General features: G+C 33.5%; 17 protein-coding genes and 2 pseudogenes. 13 read left to right on the plus strand and 6 right to left on the minus strand.

Annotated features, from left to right (window positions below):
* Positions 1–116: 116 nt before the first annotated feature.
* The 10 genes and pseudogenes from AD998_12665 to AD998_12710 all read left to right on the plus strand — a co-directional run bounded on the left by AD998_12665 (position 117) and on the right by AD998_12710 (position 10,680).
* Positions 117–2,000: an X-Pro dipeptidyl-peptidase gene (locus AD998_12665; GenBank protein ID KOY86883.1), complete on the plus strand. Its 1,884-nt coding sequence runs from the start codon at positions 117–119 to the stop codon at positions 1,998–2,000.
* Positions 2,001–2,139: 139 nt separating this feature from the next.
* Positions 2,140–3,816, plus strand: a complete 1,677-nt coding sequence (locus AD998_12670; GenBank protein ID KOY86884.1) for a hypothetical protein — start codon at positions 2,140–2,142, stop codon at positions 3,814–3,816.
* An 88-nt stretch (positions 3,817–3,904) separates the two neighbouring features.
* Positions 3,905–4,735: a hypothetical protein gene (locus tag AD998_12675; GenBank protein KOY86885.1), complete on the plus strand. Its 831-nt coding sequence runs from the start codon at positions 3,905–3,907 to the stop codon at positions 4,733–4,735.
* Positions 4,736–5,623: 888 nt separating this feature from the next.
* Positions 5,624–6,085, plus strand: a pseudogene (locus AD998_12680) (hypothetical protein).
* A 459-nt stretch (positions 6,086–6,544) separates the two neighbouring features.
* Positions 6,545–7,471, plus strand: a complete 927-nt coding sequence (locus AD998_12685) for a hypothetical protein (GenBank protein ID KOY88190.1) — start codon at positions 6,545–6,547, stop codon at positions 7,469–7,471.
* Between the two features lie 102 nt (positions 7,472–7,573).
* The gene (locus tag AD998_12690; GenBank protein KOY88191.1) at positions 7,574–8,503 is read left to right on the plus strand and encodes a hypothetical protein; all 930 of its coding nucleotides are present in this window, start codon (positions 7,574–7,576) and stop codon (positions 8,501–8,503) included.
* Between the two features lie 3 nt (positions 8,504–8,506).
* The gene (locus AD998_12695; GenBank protein ID KOY86886.1) at positions 8,507–9,115 is read left to right on the plus strand and encodes a hypothetical protein; all 609 of its coding nucleotides are present in this window, start codon (positions 8,507–8,509) and stop codon (positions 9,113–9,115) included.
* A gap of 81 nt (positions 9,116–9,196) precedes the next feature.
* Positions 9,197–10,171: an NADPH:quinone oxidoreductase gene (locus AD998_12700; GenBank protein KOY86887.1), complete on the plus strand. Its 975-nt coding sequence runs from the start codon at positions 9,197–9,199 to the stop codon at positions 10,169–10,171.
* Between the two features lie 19 nt (positions 10,172–10,190).
* Positions 10,191–10,376 carry a hypothetical protein gene (locus AD998_12705; protein KOY86888.1) on the plus strand — a complete coding sequence of 62 codons (186 nt, stop codon included), beginning with the start codon at positions 10,191–10,193 and terminating at the stop codon, positions 10,374–10,376.
* The gene (locus tag AD998_12710; protein ID KOY86889.1) at positions 10,339–10,680 is read left to right on the plus strand and encodes a hypothetical protein; all 342 of its coding nucleotides are present in this window, start codon (positions 10,339–10,341) and stop codon (positions 10,678–10,680) included. The genes AD998_12705 and AD998_12710 overlap by 38 nt, the downstream gene beginning before the upstream one ends.
* 259 nt (positions 10,681–10,939) lie before the next feature.
* Here AD998_12710 and AD998_12715 read toward each other — a convergent pair whose 3' ends face one another.
* The 6 genes and pseudogenes from AD998_12715 to AD998_12740 form a co-directional block, all read right to left on the minus strand.
* Entirely contained in the window at positions 10,940–11,818 is an 879-nt protein-coding gene (locus tag AD998_12715) for a polynucleotide kinase (GenBank protein KOY86890.1), read from the minus strand.
* A 101-nt stretch (positions 11,819–11,919) separates the two neighbouring features.
* Positions 11,920–12,714 (minus strand): hypothetical protein, encoded by a 795-nt coding sequence (locus AD998_12720; GenBank protein ID KOY86891.1) that lies wholly within the window; start codon positions 12,712–12,714, stop codon positions 11,920–11,922.
* 6 nt (positions 12,715–12,720) lie between these two features.
* Positions 12,721–13,716, minus strand: a complete 996-nt coding sequence (locus AD998_12725) for a hypothetical protein (GenBank protein ID KOY86892.1) — start codon at positions 13,714–13,716, stop codon at positions 12,721–12,723.
* Between the two features lie 232 nt (positions 13,717–13,948).
* The gene (locus tag AD998_12730; protein KOY88192.1) at positions 13,949–14,341 is read right to left on the minus strand and encodes a hypothetical protein; all 393 of its coding nucleotides are present in this window, start codon (positions 14,339–14,341) and stop codon (positions 13,949–13,951) included.
* Positions 14,342–15,156: 815 nt separating this feature from the next.
* Positions 15,157–17,943, minus strand: a pseudogene (locus AD998_12735) (hypothetical protein).
* Positions 17,944–18,056: 113 nt separating this feature from the next.
* Positions 18,057–19,046, minus strand: a complete 990-nt coding sequence (locus AD998_12740) for a ribonucleoside-diphosphate reductase (protein KOY86893.1) — start codon at positions 19,044–19,046, stop codon at positions 18,057–18,059.
* 319 nt (positions 19,047–19,365) lie between these two features.
* On the opposite strand from AD998_12740, the gene AD998_12745 reads away from it, so the two are divergent.
* The 3 genes from AD998_12745 to AD998_12755 are packed head-to-tail and all read left to right on the plus strand — an operon-like array spanning position 19,366 to position 21,835.
* On the plus strand, positions 19,366–19,779 hold the full coding sequence (locus tag AD998_12745) for a hypothetical protein (protein KOY86894.1): 414 nt from the start codon (positions 19,366–19,368) through the stop codon (positions 19,777–19,779).
* Positions 19,780–19,791: 12 nt separating this feature from the next.
* The gene (locus tag AD998_12750) at positions 19,792–20,922 is read left to right on the plus strand and encodes a glycosyl transferase family 1 (GenBank protein KOY86895.1); all 1,131 of its coding nucleotides are present in this window, start codon (positions 19,792–19,794) and stop codon (positions 20,920–20,922) included.
* Between the two features lie 25 nt (positions 20,923–20,947).
* On the plus strand, positions 20,948–21,835 hold the full coding sequence (locus AD998_12755; protein ID KOY86896.1) for a hypothetical protein: 888 nt from the start codon (positions 20,948–20,950) through the stop codon (positions 21,833–21,835).
* Position 21,836 lies beyond the last annotated feature (1 nt).

Here is a 21,836-nt window from a genome sequence, read left to right on the forward strand (position 1 = left end):
ACTTTTACAAATATATTAGAAATAATATATAAATTTAACGTCACATAATAAAAATAATAATTTTTCGTTTTATTGTGTTATTTAAATACTGTTAAATCATAAACAAGCTTTTACTTATGAAATATTTTTTATTTTTTTTAGCGTTTTTTTTCAGCTTTTCAATATTTGCACAGTCCAAAGTTAATGAGGACTCTGTATTTATCAGGCAAAATTATGACAAATACGAGTATCAGATTGCGATGAGAGATGGCATCAAGCTATTTACTCATGTTTATGTACCTAAAGATGCTTCCAAAGACAAAAAATACCCTGTTCTGATGCAACGTACTTGTTATAGTGTTGCTCCTTATGGAAAAGATATTTATCCTACTCGTTTGGGACCTAATAGATTTCTGATGCGAGATAAATATATTTTTGTGTATCAAGATGTACGAGGCAGATATATGAGTGAAGGTATTTGGACGAATATGACTCCACACCTTGCCACTAAAAAGAAAAAAACAGAGGTAGATGAAGCTTCCGACACTTATGATACAATTGATTGGCTTATCAAAAACATCCCTAATAACAATGGAAAATTTGGACAGTGGGGCGTTTCGTACCCTGGTTTTTATACAGCAGCAGGCATTTTAGCCAATCATCCTGCCTTAAAAGCCTCCTCACCACAAGCTCCAATTGCAGATTTTTGGTTTGATGACTTTCATCATAATGGAGCTTTGGTTTTGGGTTATTTCTTAGCATATCCTGTTTTTGGTGTTCAAAAGACTGAAAATACGACAAAAGCTTGGTATCAAAACCAAAGTATAAGACCACAAACTACAGACGGATGGCTTTTTTATAAAGATTTGATTAATCTTAAAAACGCTGAAAAATACTATAAAGATAATTTCTTTTGGCAAGAGGCTATGAATCATCCAAATTATGACGAATTTTGGCAAAAAAGAAACCTTTTACCACATCTTAAAAATGTAAATCATGCAGTCATGACAGTAGGTGGCTGGTTTGATGCAGAAGATTTGTACGGACCTTTAAGTATCTATAAAACCATTGAAAAATCTTCTAAAAATTATAATACATTGGTAATGGGTCCTTTTGGGCATGGTGATTGGGCAAGAGAACGTGGTAAGCACATGCACAACCATATTTATTTTGGTGATAGTGTATCAACTTTTTATCAAAGAGAAATTGAAAGTAAATTTTTCAAACATTTCTTAAAAGAAAAAGGAGATGGAAAAACTAATCTACCAGAAGCTTATTTATTTGATACTGGCAAAAAAGAATGGCGTAAATTTGACAAATATCCTGCTTCTACTGAAAAGAAGAAACTTTATTTTCATGCCAATGGCAAACTTTCTTTTGATGAACCTAATAACGAAAATGATTTTTCAGATTACGTTTCAGACCCAAAAAAACCTGTTCCTCATTCTGATAACCTCAGACAAATGTTAGGTTTTACACCTCGTAACTACATGAGCGAAGACCAGCGTTTTGCAGCCAACAGACCTGATGTTTTATCATTCCAAACAGATATACTTACAGAAGATATCACTATTGGTGGAGAACTCTTGGCTGAACTATTTGCTTCTACAACTGGCACAGATGCAGATTTTATTGTAAAGCTCATTGATGTGTATCCTGCTAATGAGCCCAATCATGAGACTACACCTCAAAACATCATGCTTGCCAATTATCATCAAATGGTAAGAAGTGAAGTCATGCCTGCTCGTTTCCGTAATGGTTTTGAGAAACCTGTAGCTCTTAAAGCTGATGAAACAACTCCTATCAATGTTCGTTTGCAAGATTGTTTCCATACTTTCAGAAAAGGACACAGAATTATGATACAAGTACAAAGCACTTGCTTCCCATTATTTGCTGCCAATCCTCAAAAATTTGTAGAAAACCCTTACAAAGCAAATGAAGAAGATTTTATCAAGGCTATGATAAAAATTATGCATAATAAGAGTTTTAAGAGTGGTTTAAAAGTAGAAGTTTTTAGGTAGTTCATCTTGAATTTTATAATTTGTTTATGCAGGCTTACTTATTAAAGCCTGCATTTTTTGTTTTTCTGGCGAATAACTCAAAGACTTTTTGTTTTTTATTGAATTTCTTACTTACTTTGCATAAAAAACCTTACAAATTATGCAAAAAACTTATAAACCCTTTGGCAATTTATGGTATGTTGCCTTCTTGGGAACACTTAGTTTGCTAATCAGTGCTTGTGGTGGTGGTAAAAATGCTCCTGAGCACACCAAACTTATCCCTAAAGATGCTGCGATTGTAGCTCGTTTAGATGTAAAACAATTAACAGGAAAAACAATTTCTCTTGACAAACTCGCTAGTAAAGAAAATCTAAAAGAAATGGGTGCTTCTGAAAACGAAGCAGAAAAAGCATCTCAAAATATCAAGAGGTTTTTAGATTCAGGTATCGACTTTTTAAACAAAGTTTATGTCTTCTCTAATGATGTGGATATGAAGAGAGGTAGTTTTGTAGGTGTTACTTTTGCAGTTGATAATGAGGAAAAATTGACTAAGTTCATCAAAGATGATGCAACATGGAAAGATATGAAAGATGCCAAAAAGCCTGAGTTCAAAGAAGAAGGTAAAATTAAATTTGCCATTTTTGAGAAAAATGCTGTGATGGCTTGGAAAGGTAAAGTAGGTGTTTTCATGACGAAAGATGATGTAACAACTACTGATGTAAAGAAATTATTTGAAATGAAAAGTGATGAGACGTTGGTTAGTAGCAACGATAGTTTCAAAGACGCTGCTGGAAGTAGTTATGATGCTTCTATTTGGATGAATTTAGATAAACTTTCTGCAAACAACATGCAAGCAAATATGGCTTTGAGCATGGCTGGCATTGATAACAAAGGTACTTCTATGAATGTAGGTTTTACTTTTGAAAAAGGTAAAATTGTAATGGATGCAGACTATACAGGAAACGAAGATATCAACAAACTATACAGCAAAATTGTAAATGACAATGTAAAATCAAGTGTTTTCAAAAACATTCCTATTGAAAATGCAGATGCAGGTTTTAGTTTCTCTCTTAACATCGAAGGTTTAGTAAGTGTTCTAAAAGACAAAGGTGTTTTGAGTACTGTAGAAGATAATTTAAAAAAATCAGGATTAACAGTAGGTGATATCACTAAAGCATTGAGTGGAGATGTAATTGGTGTGGTAAGCAAAGTAAATTTTGATTCTAAAGGAAGACAAATGCCTGAATTTGTAGTTTCTATTGGTGTTAAAGATAAAAAAGCTTTTGAGAAAGTAGTAGATGCTATCAATGCTAAAGAAGCTCGTGGAGCTTTGATTAAAAAAGATAATGTTTATGAAGCTCCTGGTGGTGCGGGATTCTTGGTTATCAAAGATGATGCTGCTTATGTAACCATGACGGCTTCTATCAAAGATGGTATTAACAAAGGTGATAGTAAACTAAAAGGTGACTTCAAAGACCAGTCTGGTAAATTTGCTTCTGTAATGTATGTAGGCAAAGGAATGTCTGATAGCTGGATCGCTTCTAAAGAATATCAAAACTCTGGTTTTGGTAAAGTTTATGGTAAAAACTTCCCTTTTGAAGGAGGTATCATGAAGGCTAAAAACATGAAAAACAAAAAGAGTCAAACAGAAATAGAAATTATCATGACAGACAAGAATCAAAACTCTTTACTTGTTTTGATTGATATGGCTAAGAAGTCTGAACAAGTAAGAAAAGAAGAGCGTAAACGTTGGGAAAAAGACTTTGATATGGACTCTCCTGATAGCGATATGCCAAAAGTAGAAGAAGATGAACCCAAAGTTTTAGAAGAAAAATAGTCTTTTAACTTTATTTGATAAAGACCAATAGCCTAAAGGTTGTTGGTCTTTATTTTTTTATGGATATTTGTGTTTTAATCTGTAAAAAATGCAAACAGTAAAAAAGAAATTTTTTGATAAAGTAGAAATCTTCAAATTTGGCTCTGCCCCTATTGGTAAGCCCATTATGACTGTCTGCAATTATTGGCTAGAAGGTTTGATGATAGACACAGCCCAAATCAATGCAAGAAAAATTGTAGCAAAAACATTTGAAGGAAAAAATATTCAACAAATTGCTCTTACTCACTGGCACGAAGACCATATTGGCAATACAGATTTTTTCTACGAAAAGTATAATCCTGTTATCTACGCCCACCCTTTTACAGCCAAAAAGATACAAGAAGGTTTCAAAGTATTACCCTATGAACAATATATGTTTGGGCGAATCAATCCTTCTGATATTCAGTTTTCTGAATTTCCTGAAACTATAGAAACAGAAAATTATAAGTTATTACCTATTTATACTCCTGGGCATTCCATTGACCATACTGTTTTTCTTGAACCCAAACAAGGTTGGCTTTTTGCAGGAGATTTATTTGTGAGTACAAAAATTAAATATTTTAGAAAGGGAGAAGATTTGGGTGAGCAAATAGAATCTATCAAAAAAATTCTTCAATACGATTTTGATGTGATTTTTTGTGGACATTATCCTCAATTTAAAGAAGGGAAAGCCTTATTTCAAAAAAAACTACAATATTTTGAAGATTTTTATGGAGAAGTTAGCAGTCTTTATGCTCAAGGGAAAAACTTAAAAGAAATCATGCGAATACTGCGTCTCAAAGAGATTTACTGGCTCAAATGGGCTACTTTTGGAGATGTAAGTGTTGCCCACATGGTAAATTCTGTGATTATCAGAGAACAATCTAAGCTTTTTGCCTAAAATAATTTTATTTTCCTTAAGAACCACACAACTTTTTGAATAGAATAGGTGTCTATGAGAAGTATCTATTTACTTTTTAAGTCTATGAAGTATTTCTTTTTCACTTTATTTATTTTCTACACCCAATTAAGTTTCACCCAAAATAGTTTGTATTACAAAATCAGAGTAGACACAACAAATACACCACAAATCATTGTTAATCTTAGGTTTACAGCCCCTAAAACTAACAAAAGTACACTTACTCTTCCCTCCTCTTTTGGTAGCCAAGAAAAGCTCTACAATGCAATTCAATATGTAAAAGGTATCAAACCCAATAGTTTGGTTATCAATAAAGAAAAGGAAGGTATCATTGAGATAAATCATAAACCTTTGGAAGAAATAGAAATTGAATATGCTTTGATTCAAGATTGGCAAGGAGATTTAATTTATCCAAAAAATTATAGAGCTGTTATTCAAAAGTCTTTTATACACCTGACAAGCAATGCTTTATATATTTTCCCTGAGTATTTAAAAAAAGAGACAATTCGTGTAACACTTGACTGGCAAAGTTTACCACAAAATTGGGCTATTGCTCATAGTTTAGCTTGTGAGCAACGTATCAGTACACATAGAATTTCAGCAGATAATTTTCTTAATACATTATACGTAGCTGGCGATTTCAGAATCCATAAAGCAATGGTTAAAAATAAACCTATTTTTCTTGCCCTCAGAGGGAATAAATGGCTTTTTAAAGACCAAGAATTACTTGCAACGCTCCAAAGTGTAATTGAAGCAGAACGTAATTTTTGGAAAGACCACAAAGAACCACACTATCTTGTAACGCTGATGCCTTTTGTGGGCGAAGGCAGTTTCAATGGTTCTGCCTTGCATCAGTCTTTTTTACTTTCCATGACACAAGAGTTCCCAAATGATATTTATATCAAAAGTCTTTTGGCTCACGAGTATTGCCACAGATGGCTTGGTGTAGAGGGTATCAAAATTAAAAGTAATAATTTAGAAAATGCTTGGCTTACAGAAGGTTTTACAGATTATTACACTTATAAAATTCTTTGGAAAAACAATCTGATTTCCAAACAAGAATACATTGAAAAAGTAAATGAGTGTATCATAGATTACTCTTTATCTCCTGTTATCAATGCTCATAAAGATACTCTGGGAAATAATTTCTGGAAAAGCAGAGATTATCAAGTTTTTCCTTACAAAAAAGGATTTGTATATGCTTTATATTTGGAACAACTCATTCAAAAGAAAACAAATTATCAACGCTCTTTGGATGATGTGATGTTTGCTTTACTCAAAAAGTCAAAAAAACAACAAGAAATTACAGAAAAAGATTTTATTGAGGTAGTCAGTAAACTAATTGGGCAAGATATTTCTCCTATCCATAACAATTGGATTGTAAAAGGTGGCTCGATTCCCATAGAATCCGGAAGTATTATAGGTGTAAAAGATGAAATGAAAGAAATAGGCTTATTTGATGCAGGTTTTAACTTATTTGAATCTATAAAATCAAATATTATTATAAGTGTAAAAGAAGGAAGCGAAGCATGGAAAGCAGGTTTGAGAGATGGACAAAAAGTTAAAGGTTTTTCCTATGACTATGGAAAAGCTCATATTCCTATTAAATTTACAATAGAAGATTTTGACCAAAAAATCAAAAACATAGAATATTACCCTATGGCTCAAGAAAAGAAAACCATCAGGCAATTTATTCCGTAAAACTTCGTTGGATAGGATTATCTCAACTTAAAACTTTATTTCCCTATGAAAAAACATCACATTCTTTATTTCCTTGTTTCAGTTGCATTATTGAATTGTAAGAAAAAAGATTCTCCTGCTACACCACAAAACGTTCAACCCACTAATGATGTAGAAAGTATTGCTATTTTTCCTGCCTCACATCCACTCAATGCAGATATTTCTTCTGCTCCTATTGACGCCAATTCTTCTGTTATTCTTGCCAATATTGGTTTAACGACAGGTTTATTCCCTGATTTTGGGTCTGGTTTATGGGAAGGTGCTCCTATCGGAATTCCTTTTGTAGTAGTAGGCAACGGGCAACCTCAAGTGCCTGTTACGTTTAGAGGCAACAATTATGATGATGATTATGGCGATGAAAGCGACCAAGGTCCTTTTCCTATTCCTCTTGATGCTCCCATTGAAGGTAATGGAAGTGGAGATAGTCATGTAATTACAGTAGACACAGATAATGGCGTATTGTATGAGCTTTACAATGCAAGCCGTACTTCTAATGGTTGGGCTGCTTCTTCTGCTGCCAAATTCAATTTGAAAGTTGAAGAATACAGAACAGATGGCTGGACATCTGCTGATGCTGCTGGGCTTCCAATTTTTCCTTGTTTAGTTCGTTACAACGAAATAGAAAAAGGTGAAATTGACCATGCTATTCGTTTCACTATTCCTCGTTCTAAAATCTATCAGGGTTATGTACACCCTGCAAGACACCAAGTTTCAGGTTCAAAGGCTAACAATTTATTGCCTTTTGGTGCAAAATTAAGACTTAAAGCAAATTTCGATATTTCTGGATTTTCTCCACAAAATCAGGTGATTTTAAAAGCCTTGAAAAAACATGGGCTTATTTTGGCTGATGTAGGCTCTTCGATGTATGTTTCGGGTGTTCCTGATGAAAGATGGAACAATCCAGACCTGAAAAAACTCGGAAACGTAAAGGTAAGCGATTTTGATGTGATTCAGATGGGAACTATCAAAGGAAAATAATTTTAGTTTTTCTTTAAAATTTACAATAGCTATTTTGGGCTTTATGCTTGAAATAGCTACTTTTTTTGTGTAGATTTGTTTATACCTTTCATGTATATTTCTATGAAAATTCTAATATTTATATGCATTTGTAGCTTCCCCTTTATTTCATTATTTGGACAGAAAAAAGCGGAAGCAGAAATAGAAGCTCAAATCCTTTTCGAAAAAGCTGTTCTATTACATACTCTTCCAGAAGAACTCGCTTTGACTCAGGGAAAAGATAGTATATCCTTTCAATATGCAAAAGAATTGGAGAATGACATATACGAAGAAGCCCTTGATTTATATAAAACCTTTATAGAAAAATATCCTAAATCAAAATTGATTTACAGAGCTTTGTATAATAAGGGTTCATTGGAACGATATTTAAAAATGAACTGGGAAGCCAATAATACTTTTCAGGTTTTGCTAAATAGCAAAGCAAATGATCAAGAAAAAGGTGGTAAGGGTTCAGGCATTATGGCTGAGCCTTACGCAAACTATAAACATGAAGCAGCCAAAGAATTAACTCTTATTGCCATTGAATACAAGTCTTATGAAGAGGCTTTGAAGTATCTTGATTTAATGAAAAAATACCCTTATCACCATTTTTGTGGAAATGAGTATGCTACTGACGAAATTTATACACAAGGATTGTATGCTCAATGTTATATTGGGTTAAATGAAAATCAAAAAGCCATTCAGGTTCTTTTACCAAGTCTGCTAGAAAATGGTCTTGCTGATAATTCTGCTCTGGTTCAGACATTATATGATATTTTAATAAAATTGTATTCCAAAGACTCATTAAAGGCTCAATACGAGTACGCCTTTAAAAACTATCAATCCAAAACCATCAAAAGAAAGAAAAACTCGTATGATATTTTATTTATTAAATTTCTAGATACGGAAATAGAGTTACCAGTAGATTCTTTTTATCAAAAAAAAGAGTCTTTGGATAAACGTATTAATCATATCTATACAGACTCATTGTTTTATAAGCTTTTATCTCAATAAGCTATGAAAACACACTCCTCGCCTATTCTTGACGAAAAACTCAAAGAGCATGTACTCATTCAGTATCTTTCAAGATTTACAACCGTTTCAGAAGAAGATGCTCTCATTCTTCTTGAAAACTTAGATGTTCGTTCTTTTAAAAAAGGTGATATTTTACTTAGAGAAGGGCAAATTTCTCCTTGGTGTTATTTTGTACTCAAAGGTTGTGTCAGACAATATTATCTTGTAGATGGTGAGGAAAAAACTACCAATTTCTTTACAGAAGGCACTCCCATTAGTTTGTATGAAGGTTTTTATAAAAATGCTCCTGCTAAATATTATTTAGTTTGTTTAGAAGACTGTTATCTTTCTGTGGGACTACCCGAAGACGCTTCTCACCCACTTGCTACCAAATTTGAGCCTGTTTGCCGTTTATCTTCCCAAGAAGAATCAAGTAAATATCAAGAAATGCTTGCGATGTATATGATTTACAACCCTGAAGAACGCTATCTGAATTTACTACAAACAAGACCTGATTTGATTGAAAGAGTTCCTCAGTACTACTTGGCAAGCTATTTAGGCATTACTCCCGAAACCCTCAGCCGAATTCGCAAACGAATTATGTCTAAATAGTTATTCTTCTTTCTTGACGAAAATCAATGAAATTGCCTAAACTGCTTTGTAATTTTGTAAAAGATTAATCTAAATCTATATATGAAAGCAGTTGTAAGAACCCAATACGGAAAATTTGAGGATATTCTTTTCATCAAAGAAGTAGAAAAACCCACGCCCAAAGACAACGAAATTTTAGTAAAAGTCTATGCCACTACCATCAACAGAACAGATTGTGCTGTTACAAGTGGTTATCCTTCTATTATCAGGCTTTTTACAGGTCTTCCTACGCCCAAACAACCCATTGTAGGCACTGACTTTGCAGGTGTTGTAGAAGCCATAGGCAAAAATGTAAAACTCTTTCAAACAGGTGATAAAGTTTTTGGATTTGAAGATACAGGCATTGCCTCACAAGCCGAATACATGACAATTGACGAAAACAAGCCTATCGCTATCATTCCTGAAAATATTAGTTTTGAGCAGGCAGCAGCCAGTTTGGAAGGAGCTCATTATGCAATTAATTTTTTCAATAAAGTAAAATTAAATCCCAGCCATAAGGTGCTCATCAATGGAGCTTCTGGGGCTATTGGCTCGGCTGCTACCCAGTTTCTAAAGGCTCAGGGCTTGTATGTGGCTGTTACATGCCCTACTAATACCATAGAACAAGTACGTTCTTGGGGTGTTGATAAAATAATGGATTATACCCAAGAAGATTTCACAAAAGATAACCAAATCTACGATTTTGTATTTGATGCTGTTGGAAAAAGCTCTTTTGGTAAATGCAAGCCTCTGCTAACTCCAAAAGGCGTTTATATCTCCTCAGAATTGGGCAAAAACTCTCAAAATCCATTTTTAGCCCTTATTACACCATTTTTAGGAGGGAAAAAAGTGATATTTCCCTTCCCCTCCAACATCAAAGCGAGTATAGCATATATTTCAGATATGCTCAAACAAGGAAAATTCAAGCCTCTGATAGATAGAGCCTATTCTTTAGACCAAGTTGTAGAAGCATACCAGTATGTACACTCAGGAAAGAAAATTGGTAATGTGATTTTAAGTATTCATCCAGCTATATAATTTTTTAGTAGCATAAAACATGATTCATTTGGCATATTTATTGCTCGAAGTTAATCAATACCACACTTCAAATTTTATGAAAGCCAAGCCTAAAGCTTTTTATTTAGGCATCACTAAAATTAATATAACTTATGAGAAAAAATACTTTTACCTTCGTTGCCCTTTTAATGCTTATTTTCGCAGGTTTTGGATGCAAAAAAAATGAGCCTCAACCCTCTTCTTCATGTATTGAGGGTGTTGTTATTGCTCAACGAGGAGATGTAGTAAGTGGTTTGCCTACTTGTACATCAGTTGTTCAAATTACCAATCGAAATATTGGAGTTTCTTGGTTTGGAAACAATAATTGTGTATTTATTTTCAATTTGCCAGCTTCGCTGAGTACAAAGAACACAAGAGTTTTCTTTAGGAGTTACACACAAATTCCTTCTCCTTTATTTACAACAGACTGTACGCAACCACCTGCTGAGTTTACAATCAATGCAGAAGGAATTGCTGGTCAATGTCAATAATAAAATCTAAAGCCCTCATCATTTTGAGGGCTTTTATTTTTTGCCTTGATTATGTAATTTTAAAGGTAAATGAGTAAATTTTAGTATCCGTTGAGTATTTTTTATTCTCTCGATACCAAATTGTACTAACTATTTCGCCTTCGTTGGTGTTCTTCACCAACGAAAAATAAGTGAAGTTCGTTGGTGGTGTCGCTATGCTAAAACACCACCAACAGCAGTAAAGCCCGAAGCAATCTTTATTTTATCAACTTTACATTATTTAAAAATCCCCATAATATACTTGGAAGCAAGGCAAACGGAGTTCGTCTCGCCACATATATACCACTTGGTTTCTATCATCCAATACAAATTCAATCATGTATTTGTCTTTAATATAAGTATTGTATATTTCTGTTTTAATGATAGAGTCTTTTCGGGTATCAGCCGTTTTACGCATCAAAAGCTCATCGAAATGTACTCCATAACGCTCCAGCCAAGTAAGCGTTTGAGGCTTGTATTGGTCTTCACGAGCCGAAATTAAAAGAATTTTATAGCCATTTTTAGCATACTCTTTCAATACACCCAATACAGGCTTGTTGGGCAAATCTTTATCGCAAGTGCTTGCATTATAAGGGTCTCGGTCTTGCATTAAGCAAAGCGTTCCATCCAAATCGCAGATAATTGCCTTCGGCAAAGCCTCATTTTGCACAGCATAACGAGTTTCATCTTTGATGAAATTTCGATACATCTCACGAATCACTTTCTCTCCTACTTTGGCTTTTCCTTCTCGTTTGCTATCATTTTCGATACATTGTTCCAAATAAACCTCCATATCTTTCACTTCTACTTTTACAGAATCGTTGTTTTTCTTGTTAAACTCCTGCACCAGCTGATTGATACGAACAATATTCTTTTCAGAAAGGTTGGTATCATCTACAATTACATGTTTTCCATCTTCCAACGCTTTTATAATCAGCATATCACGCACCTGTTTGATAAATTTTTCGTTTCCTTTGCTTGTATAACCGTTATCAAACATCATTCTCAAATCATCTCGGTTTATTCTTTTATATGAATTAGGGTTTTGAGCCACCAAATTTTTCGCATAAGTAGATTTTCCACTCCCTGGCAATCCACGCATAATAATTACTTTTTTCATTTTACAATTAACATTTATCATTGAACATTTAATAGTGGACAAGCATCATTGAACATTGATAATCGTCCTTTTTCTTTTCTCTCTTCTCTCTTTTCCTAAATCTAATAATTTACTCCATTCTCCATTGCCTCATAAAACAGTTCCAAATCCATGTATTCAGTTTGTTTAGATAGGTAAATCTTTGTTTTTGAAAGCTCACACAAGAAATTATCGAGTTTTTTCTGTTCTTGTGTCTCCATCACCCTGCAAATCTTTTTCTGTTCGAGCATTTGAGTTACTTGTTTACGTATATTTTCGGCTTTTTCAAGCAGAATGTCTGCTTCACTGGCTTTCTCTTTAAAATTTAAAGTTTTAAAATACTCCAATCGCTCTTTAATTTGCGGATGATTGATTTGTAAATCTTTTTTTAAAATTCCTTCTGCAAACAAAACGCCTCTATCTATATGCAAAAGCCTTTTGGCTTGTTCTCTTTCCAAAATAGAAGGAATCAAGTATTTTCTATCTCTTTTACAAAAACCTGCATAAGCTTTGACTATGTTATAATTATAGAAATTTGTTCGGTTTTCATACAAATATCCCAACACAGAGTTTTTGAGTGTTTCGGTGTGCAAAGACTCAAAATAAACACTCGAATCGCCAGAGAGAATATTTTGGATGAATGTATAAAGATCTTCAAAAATATAATCTGTGTTACTCGCTTCATCTTTATACTGCAAAGTATGGTGTAAATCGAGAAAGCTGTGTTGTTTGTTATAGCTTGGCACATAAATACACAACATATCTGTGTCGCTATCAGCGTTTTTTACACCATACAAAGCAGAACCTACTTCTATTTCTACAAGTGTCGCTTTTTGAAGCGTTTCTAATAATTCAGTATTTTTAAAGTGAATATTCATAGTTTTTTATTCGTAAATATTGAGAGCAAAAGCCTTTTGAAACTCTGGACGAATCATTTTCCAGATAATCGGTGCATAATTGTTTTTATCAAGCATCGAAAACAAAACAGAAGGATATTTACAAGTCATAAAGTACAAGGCAGTTTCTTTACGAGACTCCAATACTTTAAAGTCTTTCAAACACTGATTTTCAATTTCTTTGAAGGAAGTATTTAATTCGTCCACTGTTTTCTTCACCCAATCGTAGAATTCATCTGGCACTCGGTCTAAAATTTCATCAAACGACTGGTTTTCTTTCATGTACTCCCAAATATTAATCGTTGAAACTCGTGTAACCAATCGGTGCAAACGCAAATATTCCTCAAACTTAATTTTATAACGCAAGCCGTTTGCAAATTTCACCACAAAACCCTCTTTGTTTACTTCTTCCAATTCTTTGAGTGTCGTTATATCTTTAATTCCATGATATTTCTTTACAATCGGGAAACCAATAGCCTCCAAAGGCAAATCTAAACCAGTTTCATTATCAATAATTGCCAAAAGCACCAATTCTTCCATATCTCCATAATCTACCACAATTCGGTTCTGAGGATAAATAATCTCAAACAAGTAAGTTTTACCTTTTTCTAATTTATTCAAAGCGTGTTTGTATTTGGAGTATAAAAGTTCGTTGGCTTTATCTGATTGCTCACTTGCAAACGACCCTCTTGATGCCATAAAAGGCTTATCTTCTATCCAGTACAAAATACCCAAAGAACCATCCATTTTTTCAAATACTTCAAAAGGCTCGTTTGGTAACACTTGGTTTTCTTGCTCCCCAAGATTAAAAAACTTACCGAAAGGACGAGCTACTATTTCATAGTTTTCGTTCAAGATTAAACCTCTGCAAGCAAGTGTTACTTCATTCCAAACTCTTTCGTACTGAACTGTTGGTGAGTAATTATAGATATACAAATTGTGTTCAGGGTGGCGTTGTACCTCCAAATAACCTGCTTCAAGCATCTGATTTAATAACTCTATATTTTTCATTTCAATATTTTCTATTCTTTTGTTGTCTTAACTGATACAAAACAAATACATAATTACGCATTCAAATTGCGTAATTAAAATATTTTTTATAAAAGTTTAAAATATTTGTGATAGTACCTTGAAAATACACTTTTTTGAGATCTAAGCATAAAAAAAGGAGAGACTTTATAGTCTCTCCTTTTTTTATGTTTATATTTTTTTGTGATTATGGCATCACTACTTTATCAATCACGTGAACTACACCACTACCAGCTGCTACATCAGCAGTAGTTACGTTAGCACCGTTTACGGTTACTTTTCCGTCTTTTTTCTCTACTTTCAATTTTTTACCTTGTAGAGTTGTAACTTCAGTAACGCCATCTTTAATGTCTGAAGATTTGATAGTACCTTTTACAACGTGGAATTTCAAAACATCAGCCAATTTAGCTTTGTTTTCAGGTTTTAAAAGGTCAGCCAAAGCTTTTTTATCCACAGCAGCAAATGCAGCGTTGGTTGGAGCAAATACAGTGATGCTATCAGAAGCATTGCTTAAAGCACCTACTAAATCAGCAGCTTTTACAGCAGTCACCAATGTACCAAAGTTAGTGGTATCAGCCATTGCTACATCTACAACAGATTTAGGTTTGTTAGCTTCAGCAGCTTTTTTATCAGCTTCTACTTTTGCTAAAGAATCCTCTGTTGTCTTTTTTGCTAAAGAATCTGCTTTTGCTTTGTCAGCATCCTGACCACCTTTGTTATCACAAGCTGTGAACGCTACGGCACCTGCCATCATAGCAGCTACTAACATTTTGTTTGCTTTCATGTTTGAGTTTAATTTTTAATAGATTAAAAGTAATGCAAGTATAACAGAAAAACTTTTGAATTGTTTTTCAATTACCTAAAAAATATGTTAAATTTTTATTAAATTTATTTCATGACCTGTATCCACCCCTTACATTTTGCTCCTGAGGGGGTTTCAAATGAATAGTAATACAAGCCTGCTACAATTTCTTTTTGGTTTCCCCACTCGTTTTGATAGTTACTCGTTTTATATATACGTTTCCCCCATCTATTCCAAACTTCGAGCTTAGAGCCTTTTTCTGCAATTTCAAATGTTTCATTGATATTGTCATCGTTGGGAGTAATGATATTGGCAGGTATATCAAGTGGTGGTACTTCTATGACTCGCTGTTGGGTTACTTGACATTTACTCCCTTTATAATTTAATGTAATAGTATAAGATTGACCTGCATTTGGGAATGTATAGATAGGTGGTGCAATACCCTGTAAAACTGTTCCATTACTGATAGTCCATGTTACATTTTCATCTAATATTTCTAAAAGTAAGCTATCAGGAACATTGAGTTTCATTCTGATACTGTATGGACTAAAACAATCTTTGATAAGTTTGGTTTCATACTCTAAAAGGGGCAGTTTATCCACTTTTACTTTTATCTTCCGAGTAGCTGTACAACTATCATTTTTCAAAACAAGTGTATAAACAATATCCTCTTCGGGTGTACAAATAGGATTGGGGATATTTGGATTATTGAGATAAGTACTTGGTGTCCATTGGTATGTAACTGCTCCACTCGTAGAAAGTTGAACGCTCCCTCCCTGACATACAGAAAGACTATCTTCCAAAATAAACCCTGGCATGGTTAAATCGAGCTTTTGAGTAGTAACTAGTGGCGATTTACAAGCCGAACTACTAAATACTGTAAGCGTAATAGTATAAATTCCTGATGCTCTGAAATCGTAAAAAAAGTCTTTTTGTGTATTTTGATTCACAATCTGCTGTCCTGATTGGTTAAATATTTGCCATAAGAAACTTTCTGCTCCCACAGAGAAATTCTTAAAAAATACTCTATCTACACAAACCACACTATCAGGTGCTATGACAGCAAAGTCATTTTTGGGGTCTTGAGCTTGAAATGCCACACTCAAATCAAAAGAGAACTTAAAAGCTGCATTATTGCAATTCATACTATTATTGGTATTAGACCAAGCCCCTGGAGTTGTTGGAAAGCCATTCGTATCACCACAAGAAGCACATACAGCATGATATATTGTTCCATCTTTAGAAAAACGGCTTGTTCCTCCATCCACATGGTCGCCTCTTTCTGAAGAAGCGTTTTCTCCGAAAAATGTTCCATAGATTAGACTTTGCATATCTTTTTTGAAGACTGCCAAGTAAAAATCACTCCCATTTACGGTTGTACGCCTGTAAGCATTGGCTGTTGTAGGCAGGTTTCGGGTATCACTCGAGGAGTTATTTCCTCCCGAAGTTGAATTGGTATTACCTCCCCAGCCTGCAATATAAATATTGCCACAATTGTTATCTGTAACCACTAAGAAAGCAGTAGGCGAAAAATCTGGAGCTCCATCTCCTGAACCAATTCGGGTACTCCAACGACTTGTAGTTAAGTCGGGGCTGATTTTGTGAATAAATTGCCCACTATTAGGGTTGTTATAGACACCCGAAGAAACTGGATAATTACCAAATGTTTGTCCAAAGGCATAGACTTCTTGGTCAGCATCTAAATCTATGAAAAATGCGACATCAGCAGCACTTGTACCCAAATAAGTAGATTTCTGTAAAACACCTGATGGAGAATATATAGCAATAAAACCATCATCGTTACCTCTTGCTGTCGGATTCAATGTTCCTGTTGTATTGGGCAGGCTTGAGCTTGTAGTGCCTCCTCCAACATACACATCATTTACATTATTTGTCTTGATAGAAAGTGCAAAGTCTAACCCACTTCCTCCAAAATAGTTACCCCAAATAATATTTAGATTTTCATCCATTTTGATAACAATTCCATCTTGCACACCAGTAATACTACCCGTTATTCCTGTAATAGTGTTGGAGCGAGTTGTTGAGGCGATATATACGTTTTTATCTCCATCTGTATAAATATCACCTCTCAATTCATCACCATAGTTATGAATAAAAGTTCCTGAACCTACTGGTTTTACTCCATCATTACCTGTTCCACCTATAAATCTTGAACGGTTAAGCGTTCCATTGGCATTGAGCTTCATTACGAATATATCACTACCATTTGCATAATTATTTCCAAGAATTTCCACACTAGAGCCACCTTGAAAAGTTTGTCCAAAATTGAAAGGGAAATTGCCTGAAGAAGTCGTTCCAAAAATTAATAAACGATTGTCTTTATCTACGACCAAACTATGAGGCACTTCTGAACCTGCTCCTCCTATAAAAATGAGTTGCTCTAAAACTGTTCCATCAGCTTTGTAGCGATATATTACTACATCACTTACCAAAGGATTTCCACTACTATTCACCCCACCTCCTCCAATACGAATAGGCCCTGTAAATCTTGGAAAATCTGTACCATAAGTAGTCCCACCTGAATACAGTCTTCCCTGATTATCAGGAGTTGCTGTGGTAGCCCAATTGTCTGAACGTCCACCAGAATACGTGGAAAAAATGAGTTCAGGGTCTATAATCAGTGGGTATTTATTATCATAACCTTTTGGAAAATAAAAGCTTAACTGATTTTTCTTTAGAATAAATTCTGTAGGAATTTCTATTTTTTGATTATTGATAATTTGATAACTATAAGGGCGTTTTTCGTAAATACTACCCACGATTGTCTTGATTTCAAGTGTCCCATCAGGCAATAACTCCACAGCAGAAGCATGTTTGATATTCATCTTTATTTTTCGGGCATCAGCTTCGGGGGCCACTATAAATTCGTATTTCAAAGAATTACCTTTCGAGAAAATATGGTAGTCAATATCATCATAAAGATTTTCATAATAAAGTTCTTCATAATGGCTTACATTTTCTGCCCATTTTTTGGGGTCATTGCCTAATAGATAAGTAGCCTTTTCAGGTGTTATTTTTTTAGGATGAATCTTTGTTTTGGGATTAGATTTTACAAAATCTATTATAAAACTATGAGCATTCATGGCTTCATGCTTATGCTCATCTTTTTCCTTATGAAGTTCTTTGTGTTTAAAGTAATCTAAGGCTTTACCATCATAAAAACTGTATTGGAGAGAGTTTTGATAGGCAAATAAGAAGCCACTTGGCAAATCGGCTCTGTATAAAACAGAATCGTTCCACTGATGTTTGTTTTCTACAAAACGAATAGTATTCTGCTCTAAAATAGTTTTTTCATGTATTTTTTGAGCTTGTACAAAAGATACAAATAGAAATAAGGATGGTAGTATAGATGATTTCATGAGCTAATGGGTATTTGCAGGCTTAAATTTAGGAAGTATTTTATAAAAAGCAAAAAACGTACAAGAATGATAATCTTGTACGTTTTTATTTATCATTAAACAAACATGAACAATTAGAAATCTTCGTTTAAGCTGAATTTTTGGTCATCTTTACCTGCCATTACTCCTGATTTTTGGTATTCAGCAACTCTTTTTTCAAAGAAATTGGTTTTCCCTTGCAAAGAAATCATTTCCATGAAAGGGAAAGGGTTTTCAACTTTATAATATTTGTTATAACCCAAAGAAATCAGTAATCTATCAGCCACAAATTCAATGTATTGGTTCATCAATCGAGAGTTCATGCCTATCAAATCTACTGGAAGAGAGTCTGTAACAAACTCTTGTTCTATTTTTACAGCATCTGTGATAATTTCAAAAACTTTTTCTTCTGATATTTTATTAACAACATATTTGTTATACAACATACAAGCAAAGTCACAGTGCAGACCTTCATCTCTGGAAATCAATTCATTAGAGAATGTAAGTCCTGGCATTAAGCCTCTTTGTTTGAGCCAAAAAATTGAACAAAAACTACCTGAAAAGAAGATTCCTTCAACAGCAGCAAAAGAGATAAGTCTTTCAATAAAATTCCCTTGTTCTATCCAACGCAAAGCCCAATCTGCTTTTTTAGTTACACATGGGATATTATGAATAGCATTTAATAAGAAATCTTTTTGTTTGCCATCTTTGATATAGGTATCTATGAGTAATGAGTATGTTTCTGAATGGATATTTTCCATCATGATTTGAAAGCCATAAAAACATTTGGCTTCTGCTATTTGTACCTCATTGATGAAATTGATTGCCAAGTTTTCATTGACAATACCATCACTTGCTGCAAAAAAAGCAAGTACATGAGAGATAAAATGCCTTTCACCATCATTTAGACTTTCCCAGTGTTTTTGATCCTGAGAGAGGTCTATTTCTTCGGCTGTCCAGAAACTTGCTTCTGCTTTTTTGTACATTTGCCATACATCGTGGTGTTCGATGGGGAAAAGCACAAATCGGTTTTTGGTTTCTTGGAGCAATGGCTCACTACTACGAAGGAGTTCGGCTTGTGTCATAAACTTAAATATATTTTGAGACTCTTGTCTGAATTCAACATTTTGTAAAAAAAAATGGTTTATAAATTATAGAAACTTATTTTTTTACTTTTATTTTTGCTTCTGAAATTCAGTATTTTATTATTGTATTTGAGTAAAAAATCAAGCGAAATTAATCATTTTTAAAGATACCTCAAGAATAAAAATGATTTTTTATTTAAACTATATTGCTACAAATACTCTACACTATTTGAGATGTTTTTTATGTAATAAAGAAGCAAATTTTACAAGAATATTGTAACTTTGAACAATATATATTTTTAGAAGCTTAAATTTGTCCATGAAATTTATACAACTGATATTATTTTTGTTGATTTCACATCATGCTTTTGCTCAAGTCAAAGTTATTAAAGAAAAATCCAATGTAACAGGACAAGAGAATGAGTGGAAAATTGTTGGAAAAGATGCTATTGTTGTGAGAGATTCAGGTTCTCATTATATTCAAATCCATATCAGAGAAACGAAAGATGCTTTGTATGGAAATCGTTGTGCAGAAGTTGCTGCTCAAAAAATGGGTATTGAATTCATCATTATTCCTAAAGATATTGGTTTTGGCATGAAGTTGAAGCATTTTTTGGGTACAAATCTTAATAGCTACATTAGAGCTTTTTTTAAGAATGGTTTTTTTTGGCGTAAACGCCTAAAAAAGAAAATTAAGGAATGTAGAGAGATGACAAGCGATTATATTAGGTAGAATTTATTGTATATGCAAGACAAAAGAATTAACATCACTTATATTATTTCTGATATAGATAAAGCCCTTGCTTTTGAATGGATTGCACAAGAGTTAGATCAGCAAAAATTTCAACTAAGTTTTATTTTACTTAATAAAAATCAAGGGTGTTTTTTAGAAAATTGGTTAAAAGAGAGAAATTTTCCTGTCTTTTATGTTCATTATGCAGGTAAAAAACAATTATGGTCATCTTTTTGGAAAGTTAGGTCTATTTTAAAGAAACTTAAAACACAAGTTGTTCATTGCCATTTATTTGATGCTAGTCTTATAGGATTATTAGTTGCAAAATCTTTGGGTATAAAGAACCGTATATTTACTCGTCATTATTCTACGTTTCATCACGAGTATTTTCCCAGAGCAGTCTATTACGATAAGTTCATCAATAGTTTGGCTACTGATATTGTAGCCATCAGCCAAAATGTACAAAACGTTTTGGTTCAGAAAGAAGGTGTACCAATCAAAAAAGTACACTTGATTCATCATGGATTCAAGTTAGAACTTTTTAGAGATGTTCCTCCTGAAAAAATACTACATTTAAAACAAAAATATAATTTGGATGAGAAATACCCTGTTGTAGGTATCATTGCACGCTGGACTCACTGGAAAGGCATACAATATATCATTCCTGCTTTTAAGAGTCTTTTAAATCAATATCCTCATGCTCATTTGGTTTTGGCAAATGCTCATGGAGATTATACTCAGGAAATCAGACAATTATTGGCAGATATACCATCCTCTCATTATACTGAAATCCGTTTTGAGCAAGATTTAACAGCCTTGTATAAAACTTTTGATGTTTATGTCCATACTCCCATTAATGCTGAAGTAGAAGCCTTTGGACAAACTTATGTGGAAGCACTTGCAAGTAATATTCCAAGTGTATTTACCTTATCGGGTGTAGCTAATGAATTTATTCAACACGAACAAAACGCCTTGGTTGTAAATTATCAAGATTCTAATGCCATTTCAACATCTATTTTTAGACTTTTAAATGATAAAGCTCTTCAAAAAAACATACAATCCAATACTCAAAAAAGTATAAGCAGTTTATTTGATTTAAGCATCATGATTCATCTATTATCTAATTTGTATCTTTCTAAATAAAATCTTTTTTGTTATACATCAGATTATGAGCAATATTTTTTTTTCTATTATTGTACCTACATACAATCGTGCTGGTTTATTGCCAAAAACCGTTGAATCTTTGTTAAATCAATCTTACGAAAATTTTGAGATTATAGTAGTAGATGATGGAAGTACTGACAATACAGAGGAAGTCATGAAACCTTGGATAGAGAAAGGTGTTATTTATCACAAAAAAGAGAATGAAGAAAGAGCTGTCGCTCGTAATACAGGAGCCAGATTAGCCAAAGGCGAATACATTAATTTTTTCGATTCCGATGACTGGTCATATCCCAATCACCTTGAAGTAGCTTATCATTTCATTCAGAAAAACCATCAACCCGAAATTTTTCATTTAGGCTACGACTACAAAACACCTGAAGGTGTTTTAGAAAGAAAAGTTGATAATCTAAGTGGAGATACACTGAATGAAAGGCTTATCAAAGGAAATATTTTGAGTTGTAACGGAGTTTTTATTAGAAAAGACATTATTCTCAAACATCCATTTGTAGAAGATAGAGTTCTTTCAGCATCAGAAGACTATGAGCTGTGGCTTAGAATGGCAAGCCTTTATCCTATTCGTTATGATAATACCATCACTTCTACTATCATTAACCATGATGCAAGAAGTGTTTTATCTATCAACAAAGATAAACTCATTGCTCGTCAAGAAGTATTTTTAAAACATCTTTTTGCAGATAGTGCTTCCAATCAGAAATATCATTCTTTTAAAAGTTTTTTTAAATCAGAGGCTTATACCTATATTGCCCTGCATTTGGCAATTACCAAGAAATATAGAATAGAAGTTTTACAATATTTGTTCAAGGCATTCTTTACAAGACCCTCAGTATTAACAAGAAGAAGGTTTTGGGCATCTTTAAAAAATATATTTTAAT

Source organism: bacterium 336/3, assembly GCA_001281695.1.
Taxonomy (GTDB): Bacteria; Bacteroidota; Bacteroidia; order Cytophagales; family Thermonemataceae; genus Raineya.

Coding starts and splice junctions, on each gene's coding strand:
- AD998_12675 (KOY86885.1), top strand. CDS start 3,905: ATGCAAACAGTAAAAAAGAAATTTTTTGATAAAGTAGAAATCTTCAAA.
- AD998_12720 (KOY86891.1), bottom strand. CDS start 12,714: ATGAATATTCACTTTAAAAATACTGAATTATTAGAAACGCTTCAAAAA.
- AD998_12740 (KOY86893.1), bottom strand. CDS start 19,046: ATGACACAAGCCGAACTCCTTCGTAGTAGTGAGCCATTGCTCCAAGAA.
- AD998_12665 (KOY86883.1), top strand. CDS start 117: ATGAAATATTTTTTATTTTTTTTAGCGTTTTTTTTCAGCTTTTCAATA.
- AD998_12730 (KOY88192.1), bottom strand. CDS start 14,341: ATGGCTGATACCACTAACTTTGGTACATTGGTGACTGCTGTAAAAGCT.
- AD998_12670 (KOY86884.1), top strand. CDS start 2,140: ATGCAAAAAACTTATAAACCCTTTGGCAATTTATGGTATGTTGCCTTC.
- AD998_12755 (KOY86896.1), top strand. CDS start 20,948: ATGAGCAATATTTTTTTTTCTATTATTGTACCTACATACAATCGTGCT.
- AD998_12700 (KOY86887.1), top strand. CDS start 9,197: ATGAAAGCAGTTGTAAGAACCCAATACGGAAAATTTGAGGATATTCTT.
- AD998_12745 (KOY86894.1), top strand. CDS start 19,366: ATGAAATTTATACAACTGATATTATTTTTGTTGATTTCACATCATGCT.
- AD998_12750 (KOY86895.1), top strand. CDS start 19,792: ATGCAAGACAAAAGAATTAACATCACTTATATTATTTCTGATATAGAT.
- AD998_12725 (KOY86892.1), bottom strand. CDS start 13,716: ATGCTTGAAGCAGGTTATTTGGAGGTACAACGCCACCCTGAACACAAT.
- AD998_12695 (KOY86886.1), top strand. CDS start 8,507: ATGAAAACACACTCCTCGCCTATTCTTGACGAAAAACTCAAAGAGCAT.
- AD998_12690 (KOY88191.1), top strand. CDS start 7,574: ATGAAAATTCTAATATTTATATGCATTTGTAGCTTCCCCTTTATTTCA.
- AD998_12705 (KOY86888.1), top strand. CDS start 10,191: ATGATTCATTTGGCATATTTATTGCTCGAAGTTAATCAATACCACACT.
- AD998_12715 (KOY86890.1), bottom strand. CDS start 11,818: ATGAAAAAAGTAATTATTATGCGTGGATTGCCAGGGAGTGGAAAATCT.
- AD998_12710 (KOY86889.1), top strand. CDS start 10,339: ATGCTTATTTTCGCAGGTTTTGGATGCAAAAAAAATGAGCCTCAACCC.